Annotated in this window: 21 protein-coding genes, 1 tRNA gene and 1 other RNA gene; 16 read left to right on the plus strand and 7 right to left on the minus strand. The window is 67.8% G+C overall.

The features are described from left to right. The first annotated feature begins 54 nt into the window (after positions 1-54). Positions 55-2,958, plus strand: a complete 2,904-nt coding sequence (locus NNJEOMEG_RS17000; protein ID WP_173086608.1) for a chemotaxis protein CheA — start codon at positions 55-57, stop codon at positions 2,956-2,958. Positions 2,959-3,094: 136 nt separating this feature from the next. Here the strand turns inward: NNJEOMEG_RS17000 and NNJEOMEG_RS17005 are convergent, their stop codons facing one another. Further along, the gene (locus NNJEOMEG_RS17005; protein WP_173086609.1) at positions 3,095-4,021 is read right to left on the minus strand and encodes a hypothetical protein; all 927 of its coding nucleotides are present in this window, start codon (positions 4,019-4,021) and stop codon (positions 3,095-3,097) included. 166 nt (positions 4,022-4,187) lie between these two features. Here NNJEOMEG_RS17005 and NNJEOMEG_RS17010 point away from each other — a divergent pair, with 166 nt between their 5' ends. The 10 genes from NNJEOMEG_RS17010 (at position 4,188) to NNJEOMEG_RS17055 (ending at position 12,724) form a co-directional block, all read left to right on the plus strand. Further along, a complete protein-coding gene (locus NNJEOMEG_RS17010; RefSeq protein WP_173086610.1) occupies positions 4,188-5,159 on the plus strand; it encodes a tetratricopeptide repeat protein in 972 nt (323 codons plus the stop codon). A gap of 4 nt (positions 5,160-5,163) precedes the next feature. Further along, the gene (gene dprA / locus NNJEOMEG_RS17015) at positions 5,164-6,615 is read left to right on the plus strand and encodes a DNA-processing protein DprA (protein WP_173086612.1); all 1,452 of its coding nucleotides are present in this window, start codon (positions 5,164-5,166) and stop codon (positions 6,613-6,615) included. 24 nt (positions 6,616-6,639) lie between these two features. After that, positions 6,640-6,966, plus strand: a complete 327-nt coding sequence (locus NNJEOMEG_RS17020) for a hypothetical protein (RefSeq protein ID WP_173086614.1) — start codon at positions 6,640-6,642, stop codon at positions 6,964-6,966. Between the two features lie 11 nt (positions 6,967-6,977). Continuing rightward, positions 6,978-7,817, plus strand: a complete 840-nt coding sequence (locus NNJEOMEG_RS17025) for an HDOD domain-containing protein (RefSeq protein ID WP_173086616.1) — start codon at positions 6,978-6,980, stop codon at positions 7,815-7,817. A gap of 2 nt (positions 7,818-7,819) precedes the next feature. Next, on the plus strand, positions 7,820-8,779 hold the full coding sequence (locus NNJEOMEG_RS17030) for a GGDEF domain-containing protein (protein ID WP_173086618.1): 960 nt from the start codon (positions 7,820-7,822) through the stop codon (positions 8,777-8,779). Next, positions 8,754-9,920, plus strand: a complete 1,167-nt coding sequence (locus tag NNJEOMEG_RS17035; RefSeq protein WP_173086620.1) for a tyrosine recombinase XerC — start codon at positions 8,754-8,756, stop codon at positions 9,918-9,920. Before NNJEOMEG_RS17030 ends, NNJEOMEG_RS17035 begins: the two co-directional genes overlap by 26 nt. 246 nt (positions 9,921-10,166) lie before the next feature. Further along, entirely contained in the window at positions 10,167-10,937 is a 771-nt protein-coding gene (locus NNJEOMEG_RS17040) for an OmpA/MotB family protein (RefSeq protein WP_173086622.1), read from the plus strand. Between the two features lie 42 nt (positions 10,938-10,979). After that, on the plus strand, positions 10,980-11,708 hold the full coding sequence (aat, locus tag NNJEOMEG_RS17045) for a leucyl/phenylalanyl-tRNA--protein transferase (RefSeq protein WP_173086623.1): 729 nt from the start codon (positions 10,980-10,982) through the stop codon (positions 11,706-11,708). Between the two features lie 82 nt (positions 11,709-11,790). Next, a complete protein-coding gene (locus NNJEOMEG_RS17050; protein ID WP_173086625.1) occupies positions 11,791-11,928 on the plus strand; it encodes a hypothetical protein in 138 nt (45 codons plus the stop codon). 10 nt (positions 11,929-11,938) lie between these two features. Beyond that, positions 11,939-12,724: a M48 family metallopeptidase gene (locus tag NNJEOMEG_RS17055; protein ID WP_235957015.1), complete on the plus strand. Its 786-nt coding sequence runs from the start codon at positions 11,939-11,941 to the stop codon at positions 12,722-12,724. Between the two features lie 94 nt (positions 12,725-12,818). On the opposite strand, the gene NNJEOMEG_RS17060 is transcribed toward NNJEOMEG_RS17055, so the two are convergent. Together NNJEOMEG_RS17060 and NNJEOMEG_RS17065 are read right to left on the minus strand one after the other, a co-directional pair. Beyond that, positions 12,819-13,250 (minus strand): ACT domain-containing protein, encoded by a 432-nt coding sequence (locus NNJEOMEG_RS17060; protein WP_173086627.1) that lies wholly within the window; start codon positions 13,248-13,250, stop codon positions 12,819-12,821. Positions 13,251-13,364: 114 nt separating this feature from the next. After that, complete coding sequence (locus NNJEOMEG_RS17065; RefSeq protein ID WP_173086629.1) at positions 13,365-14,669, minus strand: phenylacetate--CoA ligase family protein; 1,305 nt, start codon at positions 14,667-14,669, stop codon at positions 13,365-13,367. Between the two features lie 132 nt (positions 14,670-14,801). Here NNJEOMEG_RS17065 and rsfS point away from each other — a divergent pair, with 132 nt between their 5' ends. The 3 genes from rsfS to NNJEOMEG_RS17080 are packed head-to-tail and all read left to right on the plus strand — an operon-like array spanning position 14,802 to position 16,986. After that, complete coding sequence (rsfS, locus tag NNJEOMEG_RS17070; RefSeq protein WP_173086631.1) at positions 14,802-15,203, plus strand: ribosome silencing factor; 402 nt, start codon at positions 14,802-14,804, stop codon at positions 15,201-15,203. After that, complete coding sequence (gene gpmI, locus NNJEOMEG_RS17075) at positions 15,200-16,738, plus strand: 2,3-bisphosphoglycerate-independent phosphoglycerate mutase (protein ID WP_173086633.1); 1,539 nt, start codon at positions 15,200-15,202, stop codon at positions 16,736-16,738. Before rsfS ends, gpmI begins: the two co-directional genes overlap by 4 nt. A 5-nt stretch (positions 16,739-16,743) precedes the next feature. Continuing rightward, a complete protein-coding gene (locus NNJEOMEG_RS17080; RefSeq protein WP_173086635.1) occupies positions 16,744-16,986 on the plus strand; it encodes a hypothetical protein in 243 nt (80 codons plus the stop codon). 482 nt (positions 16,987-17,468) lie between these two features. Here the strand turns inward: NNJEOMEG_RS17080 and NNJEOMEG_RS17085 are convergent, their stop codons facing one another. Next, the gene (locus NNJEOMEG_RS17085) at positions 17,469-18,473 is read right to left on the minus strand and encodes an alpha/beta hydrolase family protein (protein WP_173086637.1); all 1,005 of its coding nucleotides are present in this window, start codon (positions 18,471-18,473) and stop codon (positions 17,469-17,471) included. After that, positions 18,470-19,195: a DUF2461 domain-containing protein gene (locus tag NNJEOMEG_RS17090; RefSeq protein ID WP_173086639.1), complete on the minus strand. Its 726-nt coding sequence runs from the start codon at positions 19,193-19,195 to the stop codon at positions 18,470-18,472. Before NNJEOMEG_RS17090 ends, NNJEOMEG_RS17085 begins: the two co-directional genes overlap by 4 nt. Before the next feature lie 180 nt (positions 19,196-19,375). On the opposite strand from NNJEOMEG_RS17090, the gene NNJEOMEG_RS17095 reads away from it, so the two are divergent. Together NNJEOMEG_RS17095 and NNJEOMEG_RS17100 are read left to right on the plus strand one after the other, a co-directional pair. After that, complete coding sequence (locus NNJEOMEG_RS17095) at positions 19,376-20,017, plus strand: DedA family protein (RefSeq protein WP_173086641.1); 642 nt, start codon at positions 19,376-19,378, stop codon at positions 20,015-20,017. Positions 20,018-20,026: 9 nt separating this feature from the next. Further along, complete coding sequence (locus NNJEOMEG_RS17100; RefSeq protein WP_173086643.1) at positions 20,027-20,653, plus strand: hypothetical protein; 627 nt, start codon at positions 20,027-20,029, stop codon at positions 20,651-20,653. A 23-nt stretch (positions 20,654-20,676) separates the two neighbouring features. Here the strand turns inward: NNJEOMEG_RS17100 and ffs are convergent. Both ffs and NNJEOMEG_RS17110 read right to left on the minus strand, forming a co-directional pair. Then, positions 20,677-20,772, minus strand: an RNA gene (gene ffs / locus NNJEOMEG_RS17105) — signal recognition particle sRNA small type. 4 nt (positions 20,773-20,776) lie between these two features. After that, positions 20,777-20,867, minus strand: a tRNA-Ser gene (locus NNJEOMEG_RS17110). Positions 20,868-20,885: the final 18 nt, after the last annotated feature.

The following is a 20,885-nucleotide window of genomic DNA, read 5'->3' on the forward strand; positions in this document are numbered from 1 at the left end:
ACAGTGTCCCGGCCGAGGCGCCAACCGGGAGGGGACGTCCTTGCGAGGTCATGCATGAACCAGGATTTCATGGATCCGGAACTCTTCGCCGATTTTATCGTCGAAGCGAAAGAACACCTCGAGACCATCGAGCCCAACCTCCTGGAACTGGAAAAGAACCCGGCCAACCTTGGCCTGCTCAACGAAATTTTCCGGCCCATGCACTCGCTCAAGGGCGCGTCTGGCTTTCTGGGGCTCAACCAGATCAACGGTCTGGCCCACAAGGCGGAAAACATCCTGGACGAGTTGCGCAAGGGCAACATCGCCGTAACCGCCAACATCATGGACGTGATCCTGGCCGCGACCGACGCCCTGCGCACCATGATCGACAGCCTCGAAGCCCAGGGCTACGAGGGCGAACTGGACACCGCGCCCATCATCACGCGCATCGAGGCCATCCTCGCCGGCGAGGACGAGTCTCCGGCCGTGACGGCTCCCGTCGGCGAGCAGACCGCAGATGAAGAGTCCCCCGAAACCGCATCCCAGGAGGAACCCATGGGCAGGCCGGATACGCCGTCCGGGGGCGAGAGCCGCGGGTTCATCATGCCGGAGGTGACGGAAACAGGACCCCCGTATGCCCTGCAGGCCATCGGGGAGGGACACCTCACCGACTTCCTGGAAGAGGCCCAGGAGATCATCGAGAACCTCAACGCCTCGCTGCTCGAACTTGAAAAGGATCCCGGCGCGGGCGGGGAGCTTGTCAACGACACCTTCCGCTATTTCCACAACCTCAAGGGCAACTCCGGCATCATCGGGCACAAGGAGATCAATTCCCTCACCCACGAGGCCGAAACCCTGCTCAACAAGGTGCGCAAGGGCGAAATGTCCGCCACCTCCCGCATGATCGACCTGCTCCTGGGCACCGTCGACATGATGGAAACGCTGGTTTCGCGCATCGATCCCAAGCACAATCAGGCCGTCCCCCTGGACATCGGCTTCCTGGTGGAGAAACTCCAGCAGGCCGTGGCCACCGGCGACGTGGATTTCGGTGAACAGGCCGTGGCGGCCGAAGCTCCCGAACCTGCGCCGGAACCAACCCCCGAGCCTGCTCCCGAGCCTGCTCCCGAGCCGACGCCCGCGCCGGAGCCTGCAAAAGCCCCGGCAGCGAAAACCGCCCCCGCACCGCAGCCGGCGGCCGCCTCGCCAGACATCGACGACGAAGACAAGGAAATCTTCCGCGAAACCGTGGACCAGCAACTGGTCAACATCCATCTGGCGCTGAGCGAACTGGCCAAGGACGGCACCAACAAGGAATACGTGGACGGGCTGTACCGTTCCCTGGACAGCCTGCGAAATTCCTCTGGATACATGGGCTTAGGCGACATCAAAACCTACGCCGAGCGCACGGCCGGCATGGTGGACCAGGCCCGCAAGTCCGGGCTCGACTTCGAGTTGATGCTCGACATCCTGCGCCAGGAGTGCTCCATCCTGGAAGACATGCTCCACAAGGTCATGGAAGGGATGGGCATCGCTCCTGGCGGTGGCGACGCTTCCGATGCAGAGCCGGAGTCCGCGCCCAAGCCGGAGCCCAAGCCGGAGCCCAAGCCGGAGCCCAAGCCGGAGCCCAAGCCGGAGCCCAAGCCGGAGCCCAAGCCGGAGCCCAAGCCGACCGTCGCGCCAGCGCCCAAGCCAGCTCCGAAGCCCGCCGCCCCGGCTCCCGCGCCGAAGCCCGACGCCGCGCCTCCAGCCGTGGCCCAGGCCCAGAGCGGGCCCAAGGCGTCCTCCACCATCCGGGTGGACCATGAAAAGCTTGACCACCTCATGAACCTCATCGGCGAGTTGATCATCAACCGCAACCGTTACGCCCTGCTGGCCCGTTCCCTGGAGGAAGGCAAGCTCGACGTGCAGGCCATCGCCCAGCAACTCACCGAGACCACCTACGCCATGGCCCGGCTCTCCGACGATCTTCAGGACACCATCATGAAGGTGCGCATGGTGCCTGTGTCGTCGGTGTTCTCGCGCTTCCCGCGCCTTGTGCGCGATCTCTCGCGCAAGTCCGGCAAGGAAGTGGAACTCATCACCGAGGGCGAGGAGACCGAACTGGACAAGTCCGTGGTGGAGGTCATCGGCGACCCGCTGGTGCACCTGATCCGCAACAGCGTGGACCACGGCCTGGAGACCGAGGACGTGCGCCTGGCGGCGGGCAAGTCGGCCGTGGGCCGCGTGTGGCTGCGCGCCTACCACCGGGGCAATTCCGTGGCCATCGAGGTGGAGGACGACGGCAAGGGCATCGATCCGGCCAAGATGCGCGAGGTCGCCATCCGCAAGGGCATCATGACCCCCGAGGAGGCCAAGAACATCGACGACCGCGACGCCCTGGAGATCATCTTCATGCCCGGCTTCTCCTCGGCCGAGACCATCACCGACATCTCCGGGCGCGGCGTGGGCATGGACGTGGTGCGCACCAACATCAAGAACCTCAAGGGCACCGTCAACGTGACCAGCGAGGTGAGCAAGGGCACCAAGTTCACCATGGCCCTGCCTCTCACCCTGGCCATCATCGACGCCCTGATGGTCATGGTGGGCGACCAGACCTACGCCATCCCCCTGGACGCCGTGTCCGAGACCACCAAGATCGAGGTCAAGCGCATGACCGAGGTCAACAAGCGCAAGGCCGTCACCTTGCGCGGCGAGGTGCTGGGCATCATCGAACTGCGCGAGGTCCTGGAACTGCCCCCGTCGGAGGACGAGGGCAAGGAGATCGTCTCCATGGTCATCCTCCAGGACAACGACCGCCGCCTGGGCGTGATCGTGGACAAGCTCCTGGAACGCCAGGAGGTGGTGATCAAGCCCCTGGGCAGCTACCTTTCGGAGTTCGACATGCGCGGGCTTTCCGGGGCCACCATCATGGGCGACGGCTCCGTGGTGCTCATCCTGGACCCCCACGAGATCTACCTGATGTCCACCTCCCAGCGCTGAGGCGCTCGGGAGTCCCTGAAAAAAAGACGGCGGCCCCGCGAGGGGCCGCCGTTTTGCGTCGGATCGAGTTCCGTGCCGCTGGGGATCGCCCCGGCACGTTGCGGCGGGGCAGGGGAGGCGGGAGCGCCGCGCGCCCTCAGCCCAGGAAGAAGCGCGCGCAGGCCGCCATCTGGCCGGTGAGGCCCAGCCAGGCCAGGATCGCTCCGGCCACGCAGTGCAGCTTCAGGCGCATGGGGTTCTGGTTGCGCGTCACCATGCCCCAGAGCAGGCAGGCCATCAGAAGCGCCAGCGCGCCGCCTGCCTCGCCCCAGAAAAAGACGGGGCGCAACGGCAGGTCGCGCACGGAGGGCCACAGGGCGGCGAAAAGCCCCCCCTGGGCTGCCAGGGCCGCCAGGGCGGCGAAAAGCGCCCATTTGCAGGCCATCTTCAGGGAATAGACGTAGTAGTCGCGTCCGAAGTCGTCCTTGTCGCGCCGGTGGATCAGGTAGAGCGAGCCTGTGGCTCCAGCCAGGCAGAAGGCCATGGCCAGCATGCCGGGCAGGATGATCCAGGCCGTGGAGGCCGTGGGCGGCAGGAAGAGCGCCGGATCCGCTGAGGCCTCCAGGGGCGACACGGCGAAGTGGCGGAAGAAGGAGAGAAAAAGGTAACCCAGGCCGAAGCCCGCCAGGCTGGCCGCAGAGCCGATGCCGGCGTGCAGGGCGCGCTGGTCCTTCATGGCCTGCCATGTGGCGCGGTACACCGCCGCAAGCACGGCGCACAACGCCGCGCCGCCGGCCAGCGGGCCAAGCGGCAGGGGCCAGCCAAGCCAGAAGGACGACGCCGCCGGGAAGAGCCTGTGGAGCGCAAACGCCCCCCCGGTCAGGCCCAACAGGGCGATCAGCCCGGTGAGGAGGGCGCAGGTGGCCGTCTGCTGGCCGAACTTGTCCCTGAAGACCTTGACCCGCTTGGGCGGGTTGAAGAGCAGGACGGCGCTGGCCATGGGCAGACCGGAAGCCGCCAGGGCCAGGGCAAGGGGCAGGCACGCGAGGGCCGTGACGGCCGCATGGAGAAGATGCTCGTTCACGCTGGGACGGACTCCTTCTGATCGTTGGACCGAAGTGGGCCGGGCTTTTCTGCACCAAAAGGGCCTGGGATGCAACGCGCTTGCGCACGTTGGGGAGCCAATTTCGGTCCGGCCCTTGCCATCATGGCAACACTCGATTATCGCATGAGAAAAATCGGAGGCACTGGTGCGTCGATTCGGCTTGATCGTTCTGGCCATGGGCCTTGTTGCAGGCGGCTGCGCTCAGAAGCAGCCCTCCCGGGACGCCGCGCGCCTGAACAATCTGGAATCCGGCTTCGCCAAGTTCCAGGAGCAGCAGCGGGCGCGCGACGCCGACATGGAATTCAAGCTGCGCGAGATCGCCGCGCGCCTGGACGCCCTGGCGGGGGGCAAGGCCCCCGGCAAGAAGGCCGTCAGGGAGGCAGCCCCGGCCCGCCACGCCCAGGCCCCGGCCTCGGGGGGGCGGCGCATCGTGGCAGGGCAGGTGATTCCTTATGCCTCCCTGGCTGGGCCGGATCCGGCTGCCGCACCCGCACCCATTCCCGCGCTCATGCCCGCACCAGCCGCCTACGAGCAGCGTCAGCCCGCTCCGGCCGAAGCGCCACGCGGCAAGCGCTCCAAAACCCGCGAGCCTCAGCCCGTGGCCGCTCCCGCTCCGCTTCCGGCTCCGGCGGTGCAGACCCAGCCCACGCCGCCCGCCGTGCCTGCTCCGCCCGTTCCCGCAGTGCCTGCTCCGCCCGCTCCGGCAGTGCCCGCCCCGGCCCCCGGCCCCCAGGTGAGCGTGGAGGAGCAGCGCCTCTACACCGAGGCCCTGCGCGCCGTCTCCGCCAACCGCAACGACGAGGCCCGCAAGCGCTTCAACGAATTCCAGGCCAAGTTCCCCAGTTCCGCCAAGAATCCCGAGGTGCTCTTCTGGATCGGCGAGAGCTACATGGGCGACAAGAGCTACAACCAGGCCATTCTCTCCTTCAAGGACGTCTCCGCGCGCTTCCCCGGCGACCCCAAGGCCGTCGAGGCCGTCTACCGCACGGCGGAAGCCTATGAGCGGCTGGGCGACAAGGCCAACGCCGCCTTCAACCTCAAGCTCATCGTGGACGAGCACCCCAACTCGGACGTGGCAGGAAAGGCCAGGCAGAAGCTCAAACAACTGGGCCAGTAGCGACGTGACCGACCAGGAGTGCCAGGAGTTCTGGGCCAGCCTGTGCCTGCGGCATTCGCCGGGGCTTGGGCCGCGTACGGCCCGGCGCATTCTGGAGCATTTCGGCTGCGCCGCACGGGCCGTGGACCAGGCCCGGGCCTGGTACGACGCCGGGCTCGCCACGGCCCAGCAGTGCCAGGCCTTCACACTGGAATCCTGGCGGGAGGACGCCGAAAAGGAGCTGCGCGCGGCCGAGGGCAAGGCACTCCAGGTCCTTGGCTGGGCCGATGCGCGTTATCCCCGGCGTCTGCGCGAGATCCCCGATCCGCCCCTGTTCCTCTACTGGTCGGGCAACGTGGAACTGCTGGACGCCCCGGCCGTGGCCGTGGTGGGCTCTCGCGACTGCTCGCGCTACGGCGTGGACCTGGCCCGGCGCATCGCCCGGGAATTGTCCGGGCAGGGAGTCACGGTGGTCTCGGGCCTGGCCCAGGGCATCGACCGGGAAGCCCACCTGGGCGGCCTGGAAGGACCTGGCGGCTCCGTGGCCGTGATGGGCACCGGGCCGGACCTCATCTATCCCTCGGCCAACCGCGACGTTTGGCGGTCCCTGGCCGAAGGGGGGCTCATTCTCTCGGAGTTTCCGCCCGGGACCAAGCCCCTGGCGGGCAATTTCCCCCTGCGCAACCGCATCATCAGCGGGCTCTCGCTCGGAGTGCTGGTGGTGGAGGCCAGCACGCGCTCGGGATCGCTCATCACGGCGCGGTTGGCCATGGAGCAGGGCAGGGATGTCTTCGCCGTGCCGGGGCCGGTGTCGCTGCCCAGCTACAGGGGCTGCCACGAGATCATCAACCGTGGAGCCAGGCTCGTGCACTGCGCCCAGGACATCCTGGAGGAGCTCAAGCCCCAGTTGGAGGCCTACCTTACGGAAAAGGGCGTCCCGGCCAGACCGCCGCGTCCCCGCTGCGCGGCCGTCCGTGGGAGCCTCCTGCCCCAGGCCGCTCCCGCGCCGCCCGTCCGCACGGGGCGCGGCGCGGCGCGCAAGGGGGCGGAGCCTTCCGGCCCGGACAAGGCCTTCGCGGGCGGCCCGATCGCCAGCGGCCAGCCCGACGCCATGCGTTCAGGCCCGGGCGCTTCCGGACCGGGCGTCGCCGCGCCTGCCGGGCGCGGCGCGCCAGGCCAGCGCGCTCCTCGCCAGGGCCGGAGGGCGTCCAGCCGGGGGGCCGCCGCCGCTTTCGCCATCGCCAGGCCTGATGCGCCGGGCGTGCCCCCCGCGCACGATCCCGTCCTGGACGCCGGGGCCGACGGCGGCCTGGAGGCGAACCTTGCCGGGCACCTGGCCGCCGCCGGGGCCACGCACATCGACGCCCTCTGCCGCATCTTCGGCAGGGACGCGAAGGATTTAAGCCGCACCCTGGTGGTTCTGGAGCTGAAAGGGGTTGTGCGCAGGCTGCCCGGCGGGTACTATCTCACGGCCTGAACCAGGAAAGGAGCGACAGCCGGCATGCAGAAGATCCCCCTGAACCTCGCCAAGGCGGGCTACGTGCTGGCCAAGCCCGTTGCCCGGGCCGACGGCATGGTGGTGGCCCCCCAGGGGGCGGAGCTCACCGACTCCCTGCTGGACAAGTTCGACATGATGGGCGTGGAACACGTGGTGGTGGAGGGCGAACCCGTGCAGACCGAAGGCGTGGCCTCCGGCACCAACTACGACGAACGCCTCAAACGCCTGGACCATCTTTTCCGTCATCACGCGCAGGACCCCTGGATGAACCAAGTGAAGTCCCTCGTCACCCACTACTTCAAGCTGAAAATCGCCTCCAAGGCCGGTTAGCGGGGGAATCCATGGCCGAAGACCTCAAGCTCGAACGCAAGAACCAAATCCTTGCGGTCAAGGACCTGCCCACCCTGCCCAAGGTCCTGGACGAGGTCTCGCGGCTGGTCCGGGACCCGGATTCCTCCACCGAGCAGATCGCCAAGCTCATCGCCATGGATCAGGTGCTCTCGGCCAAGGTGCTCAAGATGGTCAACTCGCCCATCTACGGCTTCCCCGGGCGCATCAGCTCCATCCACCACGCCCTGGTGCTCCTGGGGTTCAACGTGCTGCGGGGGGTGATTGTGTCCACGTCGGTGATGGACATCATGCTCCAGAACATGGTGGGCCTGTGGGAGCACTCCGTGGGCTGCGCCCTGGCCAGCGCCACCGTGGCCCGCCACGTGGGCCTCAAGGACGTGGAGGACGTGTCCGTGGCCGGGCTCCTGCACGACCTGGGCAAGGTGGTCTGCGCCGTGCAGCTGCCCGAGATGAAGACGAGCATCGAGGCCATGGTCAAGGCCCAGGATGTGACCTACATCGACGCCGAGAAGGCCGTGATGGGCTTCGGGCACGACCGCGTCAACGCCTGGATCGCCGACCACTGGAAGCTGCCCCCGGCCATCAAGGAAGGCATCAGCTACCACCACAAGCCCCAGCTGGCGCGGCTCTACCCCGATGTCGCCTGCTGCGTGCACCTTGGCGACTTCATGGTGCGCCTCTTCGAGTACGGCTCCGGCGGCGACGACAGCGTTCTCTACCTGGAACCCGACGTGCTCAAGAAGCTCAAGCTCAAGCCCGCGGACCTGGAAAAGATCCTGGACCTGCTGGCCGAACAGTTCCTGGAAATCGCCGACCTCTCCTTCGTCTGAGCATGAGCGCCCAGGACGCCTGCCGCCTCCCCCGCCCTCAGAACGTCTACCTGCTCTCGGCGGATCAGGAACTCAAGAACATCCTGACTGGGCTCTGGGATGACGGCCAGTTGCGCCTCACCTGCTTCGAGCGGGGCAGGGGGGCCATCGAGGTGCTCTTCAACGAGCTGCCCGACCTGCTCATCGTGGATCACGATCTCCCAGACATGCCGGGCCTGGATCTGGTGAACCTCGTCAAAAGCGAGAACGTCTACCGCCAGCTCCCCGTGATCCTTGTGATCCGCGAGGAGAGCCTGCTCACCGGCGCGGACTGGTGCTCCGCCGAGGTGGACGACCTCATCGTCTGGCCCTCCACCCCGGCTCGGCTCAAGGCCCGCGTCTACCTGACCATCGCCCGGGCATCGCGCGCCTTCGACGCCAACCCCCTTTCCAAACTGCCCGGCAACACCTCCATCATCCAGCGCATCCAGGAGATGATCGACCGCCGGGAGGATTTCGCCCTGGCCTACGCCGACCTGGACTACTTCAAAAGCTTCAACGACAAATACGGCTTCTCGCGCGGCGACGAGGTGCTCATGATGAGCGCGCGCATCATCGTCAACACCATCCGGGGCTTCACGGGCGTGCGCTCCTTCGTGGGCCACGTGGGCGGCGACGACTTCGTGTTCATCCTGCCGCCCGACAAGGTGGAATTGGCCTGCCAGCGCATCGTGGAGAACTTCGACTCCATCGTCCCGCATTTCTACGACGAGGACGACCGCGCCAAGGGCTACATCCAGTCCACGGACCGCGAGGGCAACATGCGCACCTTCCCGCTCATGGCCATCTCCATCGCCGTGGTCTTCAACATCGGGGGCCGCCTCAAGCACTATGGCGAGGCCTCCCAGATCGCCATGACCCTCAAGAAGAAGGCCAAGGAAAATCCCAAGAGCAACTATGTGCTCGACAAACGCCAGGCCTGACGAGACGCCGCAACTGCCCGAGAACGCCGAGGGGTTCCTGGCCTGGTTGGCCGTGGAGAAAGGCTACGCCAACGCCACCCTGGAGGCCTACCGCGACGACCTTGTGGCCTTCGAGCGCTTTCTGGCCGGGCGGGGGCTGAGCACGGCCGAGCCCAAGGCCATCGGACGGCGCGAGATGCAGGGCTTTCTGGCCGAGCAGCACCGGCTGCGTCAGGCCCGCTCCAGCATGGGGCGCAGGCTCTCCTGCCTGCGCGGATTCTTCAAGCACCTCATCCGCCGGGGCGCGCTGGCCAAAAGCCCCCTGGACGGCCTGGCCAACCCCAAGCTGCCCCGCACCAACCCCAAGAGCCTCAACGTGGACCAGGCCTTCGCCCTGCTGGACTCGGCTCCCCAGGGCGGCGACCCCGTGCAGGCCCGGGACAAGGCCCTGGCAGAACTGCTCTACGGCTCGGGGCTGCGCGTCTCCGAGGCCCTGGGCCTCAAGCTGAACGACGTGGACGCGAACGGCGGGCTGGCACGGGTAACCGGCAAGGGCTCCAAGGAGCGCCTGGCCCCCCTCTCGGACACCTGCCGCCAGGCCCTTGCGGCCTACATGGCCCTGCGCCACGCCTTCTCGCCCCTGCCCTCGGAGCAGTCGCTATTCCTCGGGCTCAAGGGCAAGCCCTTGCAGCGCAGACAGGCCAACCGTATCCTGGAGGGCCTGAGCCTTCAGGCCGGGCTGCCCGTGAGCGTGAACCCCCACGCCCTGCGTCACAGTTTCGCCAGCCACATGCTCCAGTCCGGGGCGGACATGCGCGCAGTGCAGGAGTTGCTGGGCCATTCGCGGCTCTCCACCACCCAGCGCTACACCCACCTGAACCTGGACCAGATCACCCGCGCCTACGACAAGGCCCATCCCAGGTCCGGGACCGGAGAGGCGGAAGGGCACGGCAAGGACGCCAGTGCGGGCGAAACCCTCGCGCGCGCCGATACCGCAAAGGGCGTCGCGACGGGCAAGACGGGCAGGGCGGCCAAGGCCCGCAAACCTGCCCCTGTCGGCGAGGCGGGGGAGGTCGAAAAGTCCGGCAATCCGGGCCGGATTGTCGAGCCCGGCAGCACCGGCGCAGCGGGAAAAGGCGGCAAGGTCGGCAAGAAGGGGTAGGGCGCCCAGCCAGGTCCGGGTGTCGAGCCCGGCAAAAATGCAGGCCCGGCAGGGGGGCAAGGTCTGCGGGAACGGCGCGGCGGAAGGGTGGTGCGCTCCGGCGCATCAACCAATTCTTGCCATTTTTTTTCATTAGGGTCATTCTGTCCACAGTTTCCAGGCTGAGTCCATCCGTTTCCCCCAACGTGCAAAAGGCCGTCAGGCGGCGAGAGGGGGCGCTTTCCCGGCGCCCGCGAGGCTTCGGTCATGTCCAAGAACAAACCCGCGCCTATCATCGTCAAGAAGGAAGAGGGCGGCCACGGCGGACACCACGGCGGCAGCTGGAAGGTTGCCTACGCGGACTTCGTCACGGCCATGATGGCCCTTTTCCTGCTCTTGTGGCTCACCATGGCGCTCAAGCCCCAGCAGAAGGTGCAGCTCTCGGCCTTTTTCCAGGACCAGGAACTGCCCAAACGTGAGAAGCCCGAGGAAACCGTGGTGATGCCCACCTACATCGCCAAGGACGCTCAGCAGGGCACCCCGCAGTTCAAGCTCTCCCAGGAAGAGCAGTTCAAGTACGAAGTGGCCCTGATGATCAAGCAACTCATGGAGAACAACCCCAACCTCCAGAAGAACTCCGGCGTCAGTTCCCAGAAGGTGGGCGTGCTCCTGCACGTGAACTCCTCCGTTATGTTTCAGCCCGGCTCACCCGCCCTCAAGCCCGAGGCCATGAAGCTCCTGGACGACGTGGTGGGCACGCTGAAAAAGATAAAGGTCAACCTCGTGGTGCGCGGCCACACCGACGACATCGAGGCCGGAAAGAACAGCAACGTCTCCAAGTTCGAGCTCTCGGCCCTGCGCGCCGCCACCTGCGTGCGCTACATCATCGAAAAAGGGGGCATCGCGGCCACGCGCGTCAAGGCCGCTGCCTACGCCGACAGCATGCCCATCGCTCCAAACACCTCCGACCAGAACCGGAGCATCAACCGCCGTGTGGAATTCTTCTACCATTCCGAAGACATGGCGAACATCTACTAGGCAGGCGCTCCCCGTGCCGCCGCGCCTCGCGCATCCCTGGCCGTGATCACCCTGCTCACGCCCGAGATCGCCTTTCCCGACCCCGAATCGGCCGGCCCCGACGGACTGCTTGCCGTGGGCGGGGACCTGGGCGTCCCGCGCCTGCTCAAGGCCTATTCCGAGGGCATCTTTCCCTGGTACAACGACGAGCACCCCATTCTCTGGTGGTCGCCCGATCCCCGGCCCGTGCTCCTGCCGCGCAGGCTGCGCCTGGCCCGCCGCCTCCGCCGGTATCTGGGCTCGCACCCCTTCCAGGTGGAGGCCGACCGGGACTTCCAGGCCGTGATCAGCGCCTGCGCCGTGGCCGAGCGCCCCGGCCAGGCCGGGACGTGGCTCACCGCGGACATGATCCGCGCCTACGCGCGCCTGCACCACGCCGGGCACGCCCACTGCGTGGAATGCCGTCTGGACGGACGCCTCGCGGGGGGGATATACGGCGTGGCCGTGGGGCGCGCCTTTTTCGGGGAGTCCATGTTCCACACGTGCTCCCACGCCTCCAAGGTGGCCTTCGCGCACCTGGTCTGGCATCTGGCGGACCTGGGCTTCCTGTTCATGGACTGCCAGCAGGCCACGCCCCACGTGATGCGCTTCGGCGCCGTGGAGATTCCCCGGCGCGATTTCACGGCCCTGGTCCGGCGCGCGGCCTCCGTGCGGGCGGAGCCCGGCAAATGGACAACCCCGGCCTGGTGGAGCGATCCCCCGGCCGTCAAGGAGAGAGCCCGTGCAAGCTGAACAGATCGTCCTGGACGTTCGCGGCAAGTGTTGAGGGGTGGGCGCGGAGGTCGGGTGGCACCTCCGGTTCGTCCAGGCCCGCGTGGTTGACGTGTGGGCCAATCCGTCGCAGGCTTCCGTCTTCCGGGAGCTGGCGGCCACGTTCGGGCAGTGGGCCTTGTCCGAGGAGACCGTGGGCGACGCCCTGCGCCTGCGTTTCGAGCGCAAGGCCCCCGCCTGAGGAGGCTTTCGTGCGCCTTCCCTGGCTGATTCCGATCCTGCTTTTGTCCCTGGCGGCCTTCTCGCCCCTGGCGGGCTGCGACTCCGCGCCCTACACGGAGCGCAGGCAGCTCATCGTCATCCCCGAGAACCAGGAGCGGGCCATGGGGGCGCGCGCCGCGCGCGACATCCTCCAGACCGAGCGCCAGAGCCGCAACCCCAAGCTCGTCGACGCCGTGACCCGCGCGGGCAAGCGCATCGCCGCCGTAAGCGGGCGGCCGGACCTGGACTGGGCCTTCCACGTGCTGGAAAACGACACCGTGCCCAACGCCTTCTGCCTGCCCGGCGGGGCCATTTTCGTCTACACGGGCCTGTTCAAATACGTACAGAACGAGGACCAGCTGGCCACGGTGATGGCCCACGAGGTGGCCCACGCCCTGGCGCGCCACGGCGCGGAGCGCGCGACCCTGGAGATGGCCACCCAGTTCGGGGCCATGCTCCTGGACATGTTCCTGAGCGAGGAGGACCCGCGCCTGGGCCAGCTTGCCAGCAAGGTCTGGGGCTACGGGGCCAGCCTGGGCATGATGCTCCCCTACAGCCGCAAGCAGGAGCTGGAGGCCGACGCCATCGGGCTTCGGCTCATGCGGCAGGCGGGTTACGACATGAACGCCGCGCTGGCCTTCTGGGAGAACATGAAGAAGAACCCCCAGGCCTCGCGGGTGTTCGCCTTCCTCTCCACCCACCCCACCGACGACAAGCGCATCGAACGCATCCGCGAGGAAATCGCCAGGCTGCGTGAGGATCAGAAACCCTCCTGAGCCTCCACGCAAAGACGGCGGCCCGCCCCTTCCGGGACGGACCGCCGCCGCGATGTCGCGCCCGGCTCGGCCGGGGCGTGAGGGCTCGCCGGGGCTAGAGGTTGTAGAGCACGTCGCCGGGAATCACCCGGATTCCCTTCTGGCCCAGCAGTTCGATGGCCTGGTCGGTCTTGTCGAAGCGGAAGACGATGATGGCCGTCTTGGAGCTCTGCTGCACGAAGGCGTACATGTATTCCACGTTGACGCCCCCGGCCGAGAGCACCTGCAGGATGGCGTTGAGCCCGCCGGGCCTGTCGTCCACCTCCACGGCCACCACGGAGGTGCGGCCCACGGTGAAGCCGTGCTCCTTGAGGGCTTTCTTGGCCTTCTCGTGGTCGGAGACGATGAGGCGCAGGATGCCGAAGTCGGAGGTGTCGGCCAGGGAAAGGGCGCGGATGCTCACGCCGGTCTCGGCCAGAATGCGGGTAACTTCCTCCAGGCGTCCGGCCCGGTTTTCCAGGAAGATGGAGATCTGCTCGACTTTCATGGACTTCCCCCGGTGTCGCGCGGGCCGGGGCCTTGCGGCCCCCCGCCCGCGCGGGCGAATGGTTTGCGCGCCGCGTCCCGGGGACGCGGCGGCGTCGTGCGATCCGGCTCCGGCCTAGGCCTGCTTGCGCAGGTCGAGGATGCGCTTGGCCTTGCCCTCGGAGCGCTGGATGCTCCTGGGCTCCACGAGCTTCACCTGGGCCGTCACGCCCAGGTAGTCCTTGATGTTCTTGACGATCTTCAGTTCGGTGCGCTGAAGGTTCTTGATCTCGTCCGAGAAGAGCTTCTCGTCCACTTCAACCTGCACCTCCAGGGTGTCCAGGTTGCCCTCGCGCTTGACCACCAGAAGGTAGTGGGGGGCCACGCCCTCGGTCTCCAGGAGGATGGACTCGATCTGGCTGGGGAACACGTTCACCCCGCGGATGATGAGCATGTCGTCGGAGCGGCCCATCATGCGGTGCACGCGGGCGAAGGTGCGTCCGCAACGGCAGGGGGTGATGTCGAGCTTGGTGATGTCGCGGGTGCGGTAGCGGATGAGGGGCTGGGCCTCCTTGGTGAGCGTGGTGATCACCAGCTCGCCCACCTCGCCCGGGGGGAGCACTTCCAGGGTGTCGGGATCGATGATCTCCACCAGGAAATGGTCTTCCATGATGTGCAGGCCCTTCTGGGCCACGCAGCATTCGATGCCAACGCCCGGCCCCATGATCTCCGAGAGGCCGTAGATGTCGATGGCGGTGATGCCCATCTTCTCCTCGATGTCGCGGCGCATCTCCTCGGTCCAGGGCTCGGCCCCGAAGATGCCGATGCGCAGCGGCAGGTCCTTGATGCGCACGCCCGCCTCCAGGGCGGCCTCGTGGAGCACCAGGGCGTAGGAGGGCGTGGAGCAGATCACCGTGGGGCCGAAATCCTTGAGGAGCATCACCTGGCGCTTGGTGCCTCCACCCGAGACGGGCACGATGATGGCCCCCAGTTCTTCGGCACCGTAGTGCGCGCCCAGGCCGCCCGTGAACAGGCCGTAGCCGTAGGCGTTGTGGATGATGTCCAGGGCCGAGGCGCCCGAGGCCACGAAGCAGCGCGCCATGAGCCTGGCCCAGTTGCGCACGTCGCGGTGGGTATAGCCCACCACCGTGGACTTGCCCGTGGTGCCCGAAGAGGCGTGGATGCGCACCACGTTCTCCTTGGGCACGGCGAAGAGCCCGAAGGGATAATGATTGCGCAGGTCCTGCTTCTCGGTGAAAGGCAGGAGCTTCAGGTCGCTCAGGGAGCGGATGTCCGAGGGTTTCACCCCCATCTCGTCGAACTTCTGGCGGTAAAAGCCCACGTTGGCGTGGACTCGTCCCACCAGGGACTTCAGGCGGGAAAGTTGCAGGGCTTCAAGGTCTTCCCTGGGCAGGGTTTCCAGGTCCACGTCGTAGATCATGGGGGCGTCACCTCCGTTGAATGCGCGTCCAACGATTCCTGCCCGATTCCGCGCTCGCCAGTCAATAACCTGGGCGGATTGCGTTGCGGCCCGGGGGCAAAGTCTGTACGAAGGGGCCACGGAAAAAAGGACATGACCATCAAGAAAAAAGCCCCCGGCATCCCTACTGTCGACAAGGTCCGCCTCGTGGCCGAATGGCTCCTGGAAAAAAAGGCCGCCGACCTCGTGGCCTTCGACGTCTCCAGGCTGTGCACCGTCACCGAGGCCATGATCGTGGCCACCGCCGCCAACGTCCGCCAGGCCCAGGCCCTGGCCGACCACGTCCTCGCCCGCTGCGGCGAGGAGCAGGTCCCCTTCCTGGGCATGGACGGCTTCAAGACCGGCCAGTGGATCCTCGTTGATCTGAACGACGTGCTTGTGCACATCTTCCAGGAAGACGCTCGCCAGTTCTACAACATCGAAGGCCTCTGGGCCGAGGGCGCGCCCATCGCGTTGCCCGATGCCGCCAAGGTCCCCGCCGGAACGCCGCTATGAATCCCGGCCCCACCCTGTTGCTCATCCTGGACGGCTGGGGCCTGGCCCCAGCCGGGCCAGGCAACGCCGTGACCCTGGCCCACCCCGCCTGTCTGGAGGGCCTCGCCGCCAGCCGCCCCACGGCGCGCCTGAAGTGCTCGGGCCGCTCCGTGGGCCTGCCCGACGGCTTCATGGGCAACTCCGAGGTGGGGCACATGAACATCGGCGCGGGCCGCGTGGTGTATCAGGACATGACCCGCATCGACGTGGCCATCGAGGAGGGCGCCCTGCGCGCCAACCCCGTGCTCAAGGATCTGGCCTCGGCCGTGAAGGCCTCAGGCGGGAGCCTGCAGCTGATGGGGCTGGTCTCGGACGGGGGCGTGCACAGCCACCTGAAGCATCTTGAAGCGTTACTAGAAACGTTTCAAGCTCTAGGTGTTTCAAAGGTTTACGTGCACTGCTTCCTGGACGGACGCGATACGCCGCCCAGTTCCGGGGCGGGCTACGTGCAGGCGCTGACCAAAGCCATGGAGCGTATCGGCTGCGGGGCCGTGGCCTCCGTGACCGGGCGCTTCTACGCCATGGACCGCGACAAGCGCTGGGAACGTGTGGCCGAGGCCTACGCCGCGCTCACCTCCGGGCAGGGCATCCTGGCCGCCGACCCCGTGGAGGCCGTGCGCCAGGCCTACGCCGAGGGCCAGACCGATGAGTTCGTCAAACCCCGGCTCATGGCCGGTCCTGACGGCAGGCCCCAGGGGCTGATCGGCGACGGCGACGCGGTGTTCTTTTTCAACTTCCGGGCCGACCGCGCCCGGGAGATCACCCGGGCCTTCACCGACCCGGCCTTCGACGCCTTCCCCCGCGCCAAGGTTCCTCAGCTGGCCGGGTTCGCCACCATGACCGAATACGACGCCTCCTTCGGCCTGCCCTGCGCCTTCGGCCCCGAGGAGATCACCCAGACCCTGGGTCAGGTCTTCTCCGAGGCGGGCATGAAGCAGTTGCGCATCGCCGAGACCGAAAAATACGCCCACGTCACCTACTTCCTCAACGGAGGCCGCGAGGAGCCCTTCCCCGGCGAAGAGCGCCTCCTCGTGCCCTCGCCCCGCGAGGTGGCCACCTACGACCTCAAGCCCCGCATGAGCGCCCCGGAGGTGACCGACGCCCTCGTCGCCGCCCTGGACAAGGGCTACGGGCTGGTGGTGTGCAACCTGGCCAACCTGGACATGGTGGGCCACACCGGGGTGTTGGAGGCGGCCGTGGAGGCCTGTCGCACGGTGGACGGCTGCGTGGAGCGCATCCTGGCGGCCGTGCTGGCGCGCGGAGGCCGCGCCCTGGTCACGGCGGACCACGGCAACGCCGAGGAGATGATCGACGCCTCGGGCGGCCCCATGACAGCCCACACCCTCAACGAGGTCCCGGTGATCCTGGTGGATCCGTCCCGTCCAGGAGCCAAGCTGGCCGACGGCCGCCTGGCCGACGTGGCCCCCACCATCCTGGAAATGGCCGGGCTCCCCAAACCCGCCGCCATGACCGGCACGTCGCTTCTGAGAGGCTAGCCCGCATGTCCGAGAGGAAGAAGCCCGTCACCCCCGTGAAGCCCAGCGGCCTGGAGCTGGTCTATCTCTATCCCTGCCCTTTCTGCGTGCGCGAGGTGCCGCTCATCGCGCCCACCAAGCCCACCATGGCCCAATGCGACGCCTGCCACCAGCGTTTCCCCGTGGTGCCCGCGGACGAAAAGCTCGTGCGCTTCCTGAAAATCATGACCGCCAACGGCCGCGCGGGCATCGACCCGGACTTCCTTTAAAGATTGCCGCCGACCATTGAGGCTTTTCGACGGCGGGCATGCCATGGGGCGCGCCCGCCGTTCTTTTTGGAGCCCGCCTGGAACGTTTGCGTGAAGCATGCCCGAGGCACGGGTCATGAAACGAGGACGCCGGACCGACCGAACGCCGTCGCGCGGCTGCTGGTCCTGGCGGATCGAGGCACCGGGCCCGCGTGACTCCATGACGCCGCCGCCCGGGGCGTCCGGGCTGTCGGAACGGACGGCCCTGGAGGCGGCGTCATGCTCCCGCGCTTGCGTCACCTCCTCGAAGACCAGGGCCTGCTGTTTGCCGAGGAAGCCGACACTTCAGGCCGGTCGAAGGAGAGGGCGTCGTCGCGGTTGCTCGCGGCAGCGTCACTCGCGTTGCGTCTTCAATAATCCGCCCATGCGGATTGTTAAAGCAAGTAAGCAAAACCATTGAGTTAAGTTTTGAAAACATCTTCATGTTCTTCAAAATCGCGACACTAGGGCGTCGGCTCGGGCGCGCCCAGGTGGCGGGTGAAGAAATCGATGAGTTCCGCGTGGAGGGCCTCGTGCACGGCCTGGCGGTCCACTCCCTCGGGGTCCTGGCAGAGACGGGGAACGGCCTTGGCCTGCTCGGGGCCGCAGGGGGCCAGGAAGACGAAGTGCCCGGCCCCGGCCACGGCGTGCAGCCGCGTGCCCGGGGGGAACGAAGGCAGCAGCCGTTCCAACTCCCCGGCGGGACGCACGGCCTCGTCCCTTTCGGCGGCGAAGAGCAGCACCGGGCAGCCCAGCGTGGACAGGGAGCGGCCGGAGAAGAAGGCGTCCATGGGGGCCATGGCCGCCACGGCGCGGAGTCGCGGATCCGCCAGTCCTCCCGGAGGCAGCTCCGTGGCCGCGATGGCCCGGCGGTTGGCGCAGAAGCCCAGGGCCCCGGGTCGCTCGCAGTAGGCGTCCGCCAGTTGGAAGTCTGGCCTGGCCCCGGCCAGCACGAGCACGTCGTAGCCGCCCATGGAGAAGCCCGCCGCGCCCAGGCGCTCCGGGTCCGCCAGGGACGCGAAAAGCGGATCGCGCATCACGGCGTCCAGGGCGGCCGAGACCTCGCCGGGCCGGTTCAGGAAAAGCGCCGGGCTGCCCAGGCGGGACTGGTCGCGGAAGTTGTCGCCCGGGTGCATGGGGCACACCACCAGAAAGCCCGCCCGGGCAAGGGCAGAGGCCGTGTCGTGGTGGGAGAGCATGCTCCCGGCGTTGCCGTGGGAAAGGCCGACAAGGGGCCTGCGTCCCGGCAGGGGCGGGGCCTCGCGCACGGCCGCCGCCCGCACTGGGCCGAAGGAGGTGAAGCCGTCGGCAGGGGCCTGCGCCAGGTAGAACACCGCCGCCTGCATGGGCTGGCCGTCGGTAGCCGGGCAGCTCAGGATGCGCAACCCCACGCCGTGCGCCCGGGCCGTGCCGCACGCCAGCAGCCACAGGAGCAGCAGCGTCGGGAGCAACGCGCTCCGGCCGGTCATCGGGGAATCTCGGCGGCTTCCATGGCGTCCAGGGCCGCCCAGCCGAAGCGGAGCAGGGGGGCCGCCTGGAGGGCGTAGTCCGCCAGCAGCTCCGGAAGCTCCGGAGAGCGCGTCAGGGCGAAATCCAGGGGCCAGGACACGGTGAGGTGCTTGAGCTTCACGGCGCGGGCCAGCTCCGGGTCCGCGACGTCCTCGAAACCCCGCGGCAGGCGCTTGAGGCTCTCGCGCTCGTCCAGGTGCAGGCCGTGGGCGGCCAGGGCGGCCAGCACGCCGGGGAATCCCGCTGTTTTCGAGCGCATGGCCTCGCGCAGGGCGGCCAGCTGGGCGGGAGCGGGCTGGTAGAATCCGGCGGCGGCAAAACAGCCGTCCGGGGCGATGTGGATGTAGAAGAGCCCCTGCTCCTTGCGGGAGCCGGAGCGCGTGATCACGGCCCCGGCGTGGGTCTTGTAGGGGCTTTTGTCCGGGGAGAAGCGCACGTCGCGGTTGATGCGGAAGAGCGCGGTGCGTGCGTCGCCCTGCAGGGGCAGGCCCAACTCCCGGACGCGGGCGGAGACGGCTCCGGCCAGCGCGCCAAGGGGGGCGCGCAGGGAGCGTTCGTAGAGTGCCTTGTCGCGCTGGTAGAGTTCGCGCGCCCCGGCGAAATCGTGCTCGCCCTGCAGCCGGGCCAGTTCTGCCAGAAAAGCCAGTCCCTCGGGGGGGAAGCCGGTGAATCGCTCGCTCATGTACGCCTCGTAGCGGTCCGGAGTGCGGTCCGCTCACGATACGGTGCGAACCGGCGCAAAAGGCTATCAGCATTCTCCGCGCTTGTCCCGTCCCGCCAGGGGCGTCCGCCGGGAGGCTGGCCCTTGCGCGAAACCCCCCGCACGACGTATGGACTCGGAAAGCCCGCCGAAGGAGCCCCCTTGAGCCTTTCCCCCTCGCAACTGCTTGCGCAATACGGCTACCTGGCGGTGTTCCTGGGCAGCGTCGTGGAAGGCGAATCCATCCTCCTGCTGGCAGGCTTCGCCGCGCACCAGGGCTACCTGGACTTCTGGGCCGTGGCCGCCCTGGCCTGCCTGGGCGGCTCCCTGGGCGATCAGGCCTTCTTTCTTCTGGGCAGACGCTACGGGCAGGCCATGCTGGATCGGTTTCCCAGGCTCAAGGTCCACGCCGCCACGGTGGACCGCCTCGTGGCGCGCTACCGCGCCGGGGTGATCGTGATGGTGCGCTTCCTCTACGGCCTGCGCGTGGCCGGCCCGGTGGCCCTGGGCATGGGCGACACGCCGTTGGGCACGTTCGCGGCTTTCAACCTGCTGGGAGCGGCCGTCTGGGCGCTGCTCGTGTCCGGGGCGGGCTACGTGTTCGGGCACGCCCTGAACCTGATCCTGGAGGATGCCCGGCGCTGGGAGGAGGCGGCCCTTGTCCTGCTGGCCCTGTTCGCCGTGGGCCTCTGGTTCGGGCGGCGCGGGTTCATGCGCCGAAGGGACATACTCCTGGGCTGCGCTGACCCGGAGGAGAGCGGCAAAAAGCGTCCTGACGGTTGCATTCGCGGACCAAGCGGTTAGAATGGAGTCATGAGTCCCCCTTCCGGACAAGCTCGCCAGGCCTTCGACTCCGTGGTGGACCGGGGCATCCATGGGCTGCCGCCCCTGGTGTCCTCGTGGGAGCTTGCCGTGCGCTACCTGTCCGACCAGAGCTTCGCGGACAACCACGCCCGCGTGGAGGCGTTGATCCGCCGCGAATCGGCCAAGAACGCCTTCCTCTCGGCCGTGAGCAACGTGGGCGGCCTGGCAACGCTTCCGGTGGCCATCCCGCTGGGCGCTTACGCCTCCTTCGCCTACCAGGCGAGACTTGCCGCAGCCGTGGCCCTGGTCTACGGGCACGACGTGCGCTCCGAGCGCGTGCGCGTGCTGGTGGGGCTCTCCATGGCCGGGCGTCGGGCCGTGGACATCCTCAAGCAACTGGGGGTGCGCTTCACCACCATGCTGCTGGAGCGGGCGGCGGCGCAGCTTTCGGAAAAGGTGCTGGCCGAGGCGGCCTCGGGGGTGGGGGTGCGCGTTCTGGCCCAGGGCGGGGCGCGGCTGCCGGGGCTTCTGGCGAAGAGCGTGCCCGTGGCCAGCGCCGTGGTCTGCGGGGCCATCGACTGGCGCTATTGCCGCTCGGTGGGGCGCGTGGCCCGTGACATTTTCGCGAGACAATGAAAAAGGCCCGGCGTGAACCGGGCCTTTGAAGGAAACCAGGCACCCAAAAGCAACCGTTACCGTTGCTCCCTCTCGGGCCTAGCGGGGTTGGCGGCGCTTCCGCCGCCTGGCTTCCTTGAAAAATGGCGGAGAGGGAGGGATTCGAACCCTCGGTACCGTTTCCGATACACACGATTTCCAATCGTGCCCCTTCGGCCAGCTCAGGCACCTCTCCGCGAGAAGGGAGCAATTA

The sequence above is a fragment of the Fundidesulfovibrio magnetotacticus genome (genome assembly GCF_013019105.1).
In the GTDB taxonomy this organism is placed as follows: Bacteria; Desulfobacterota; Desulfovibrionia; order Desulfovibrionales; family Desulfovibrionaceae; genus Fundidesulfovibrio; species Fundidesulfovibrio magnetotacticus.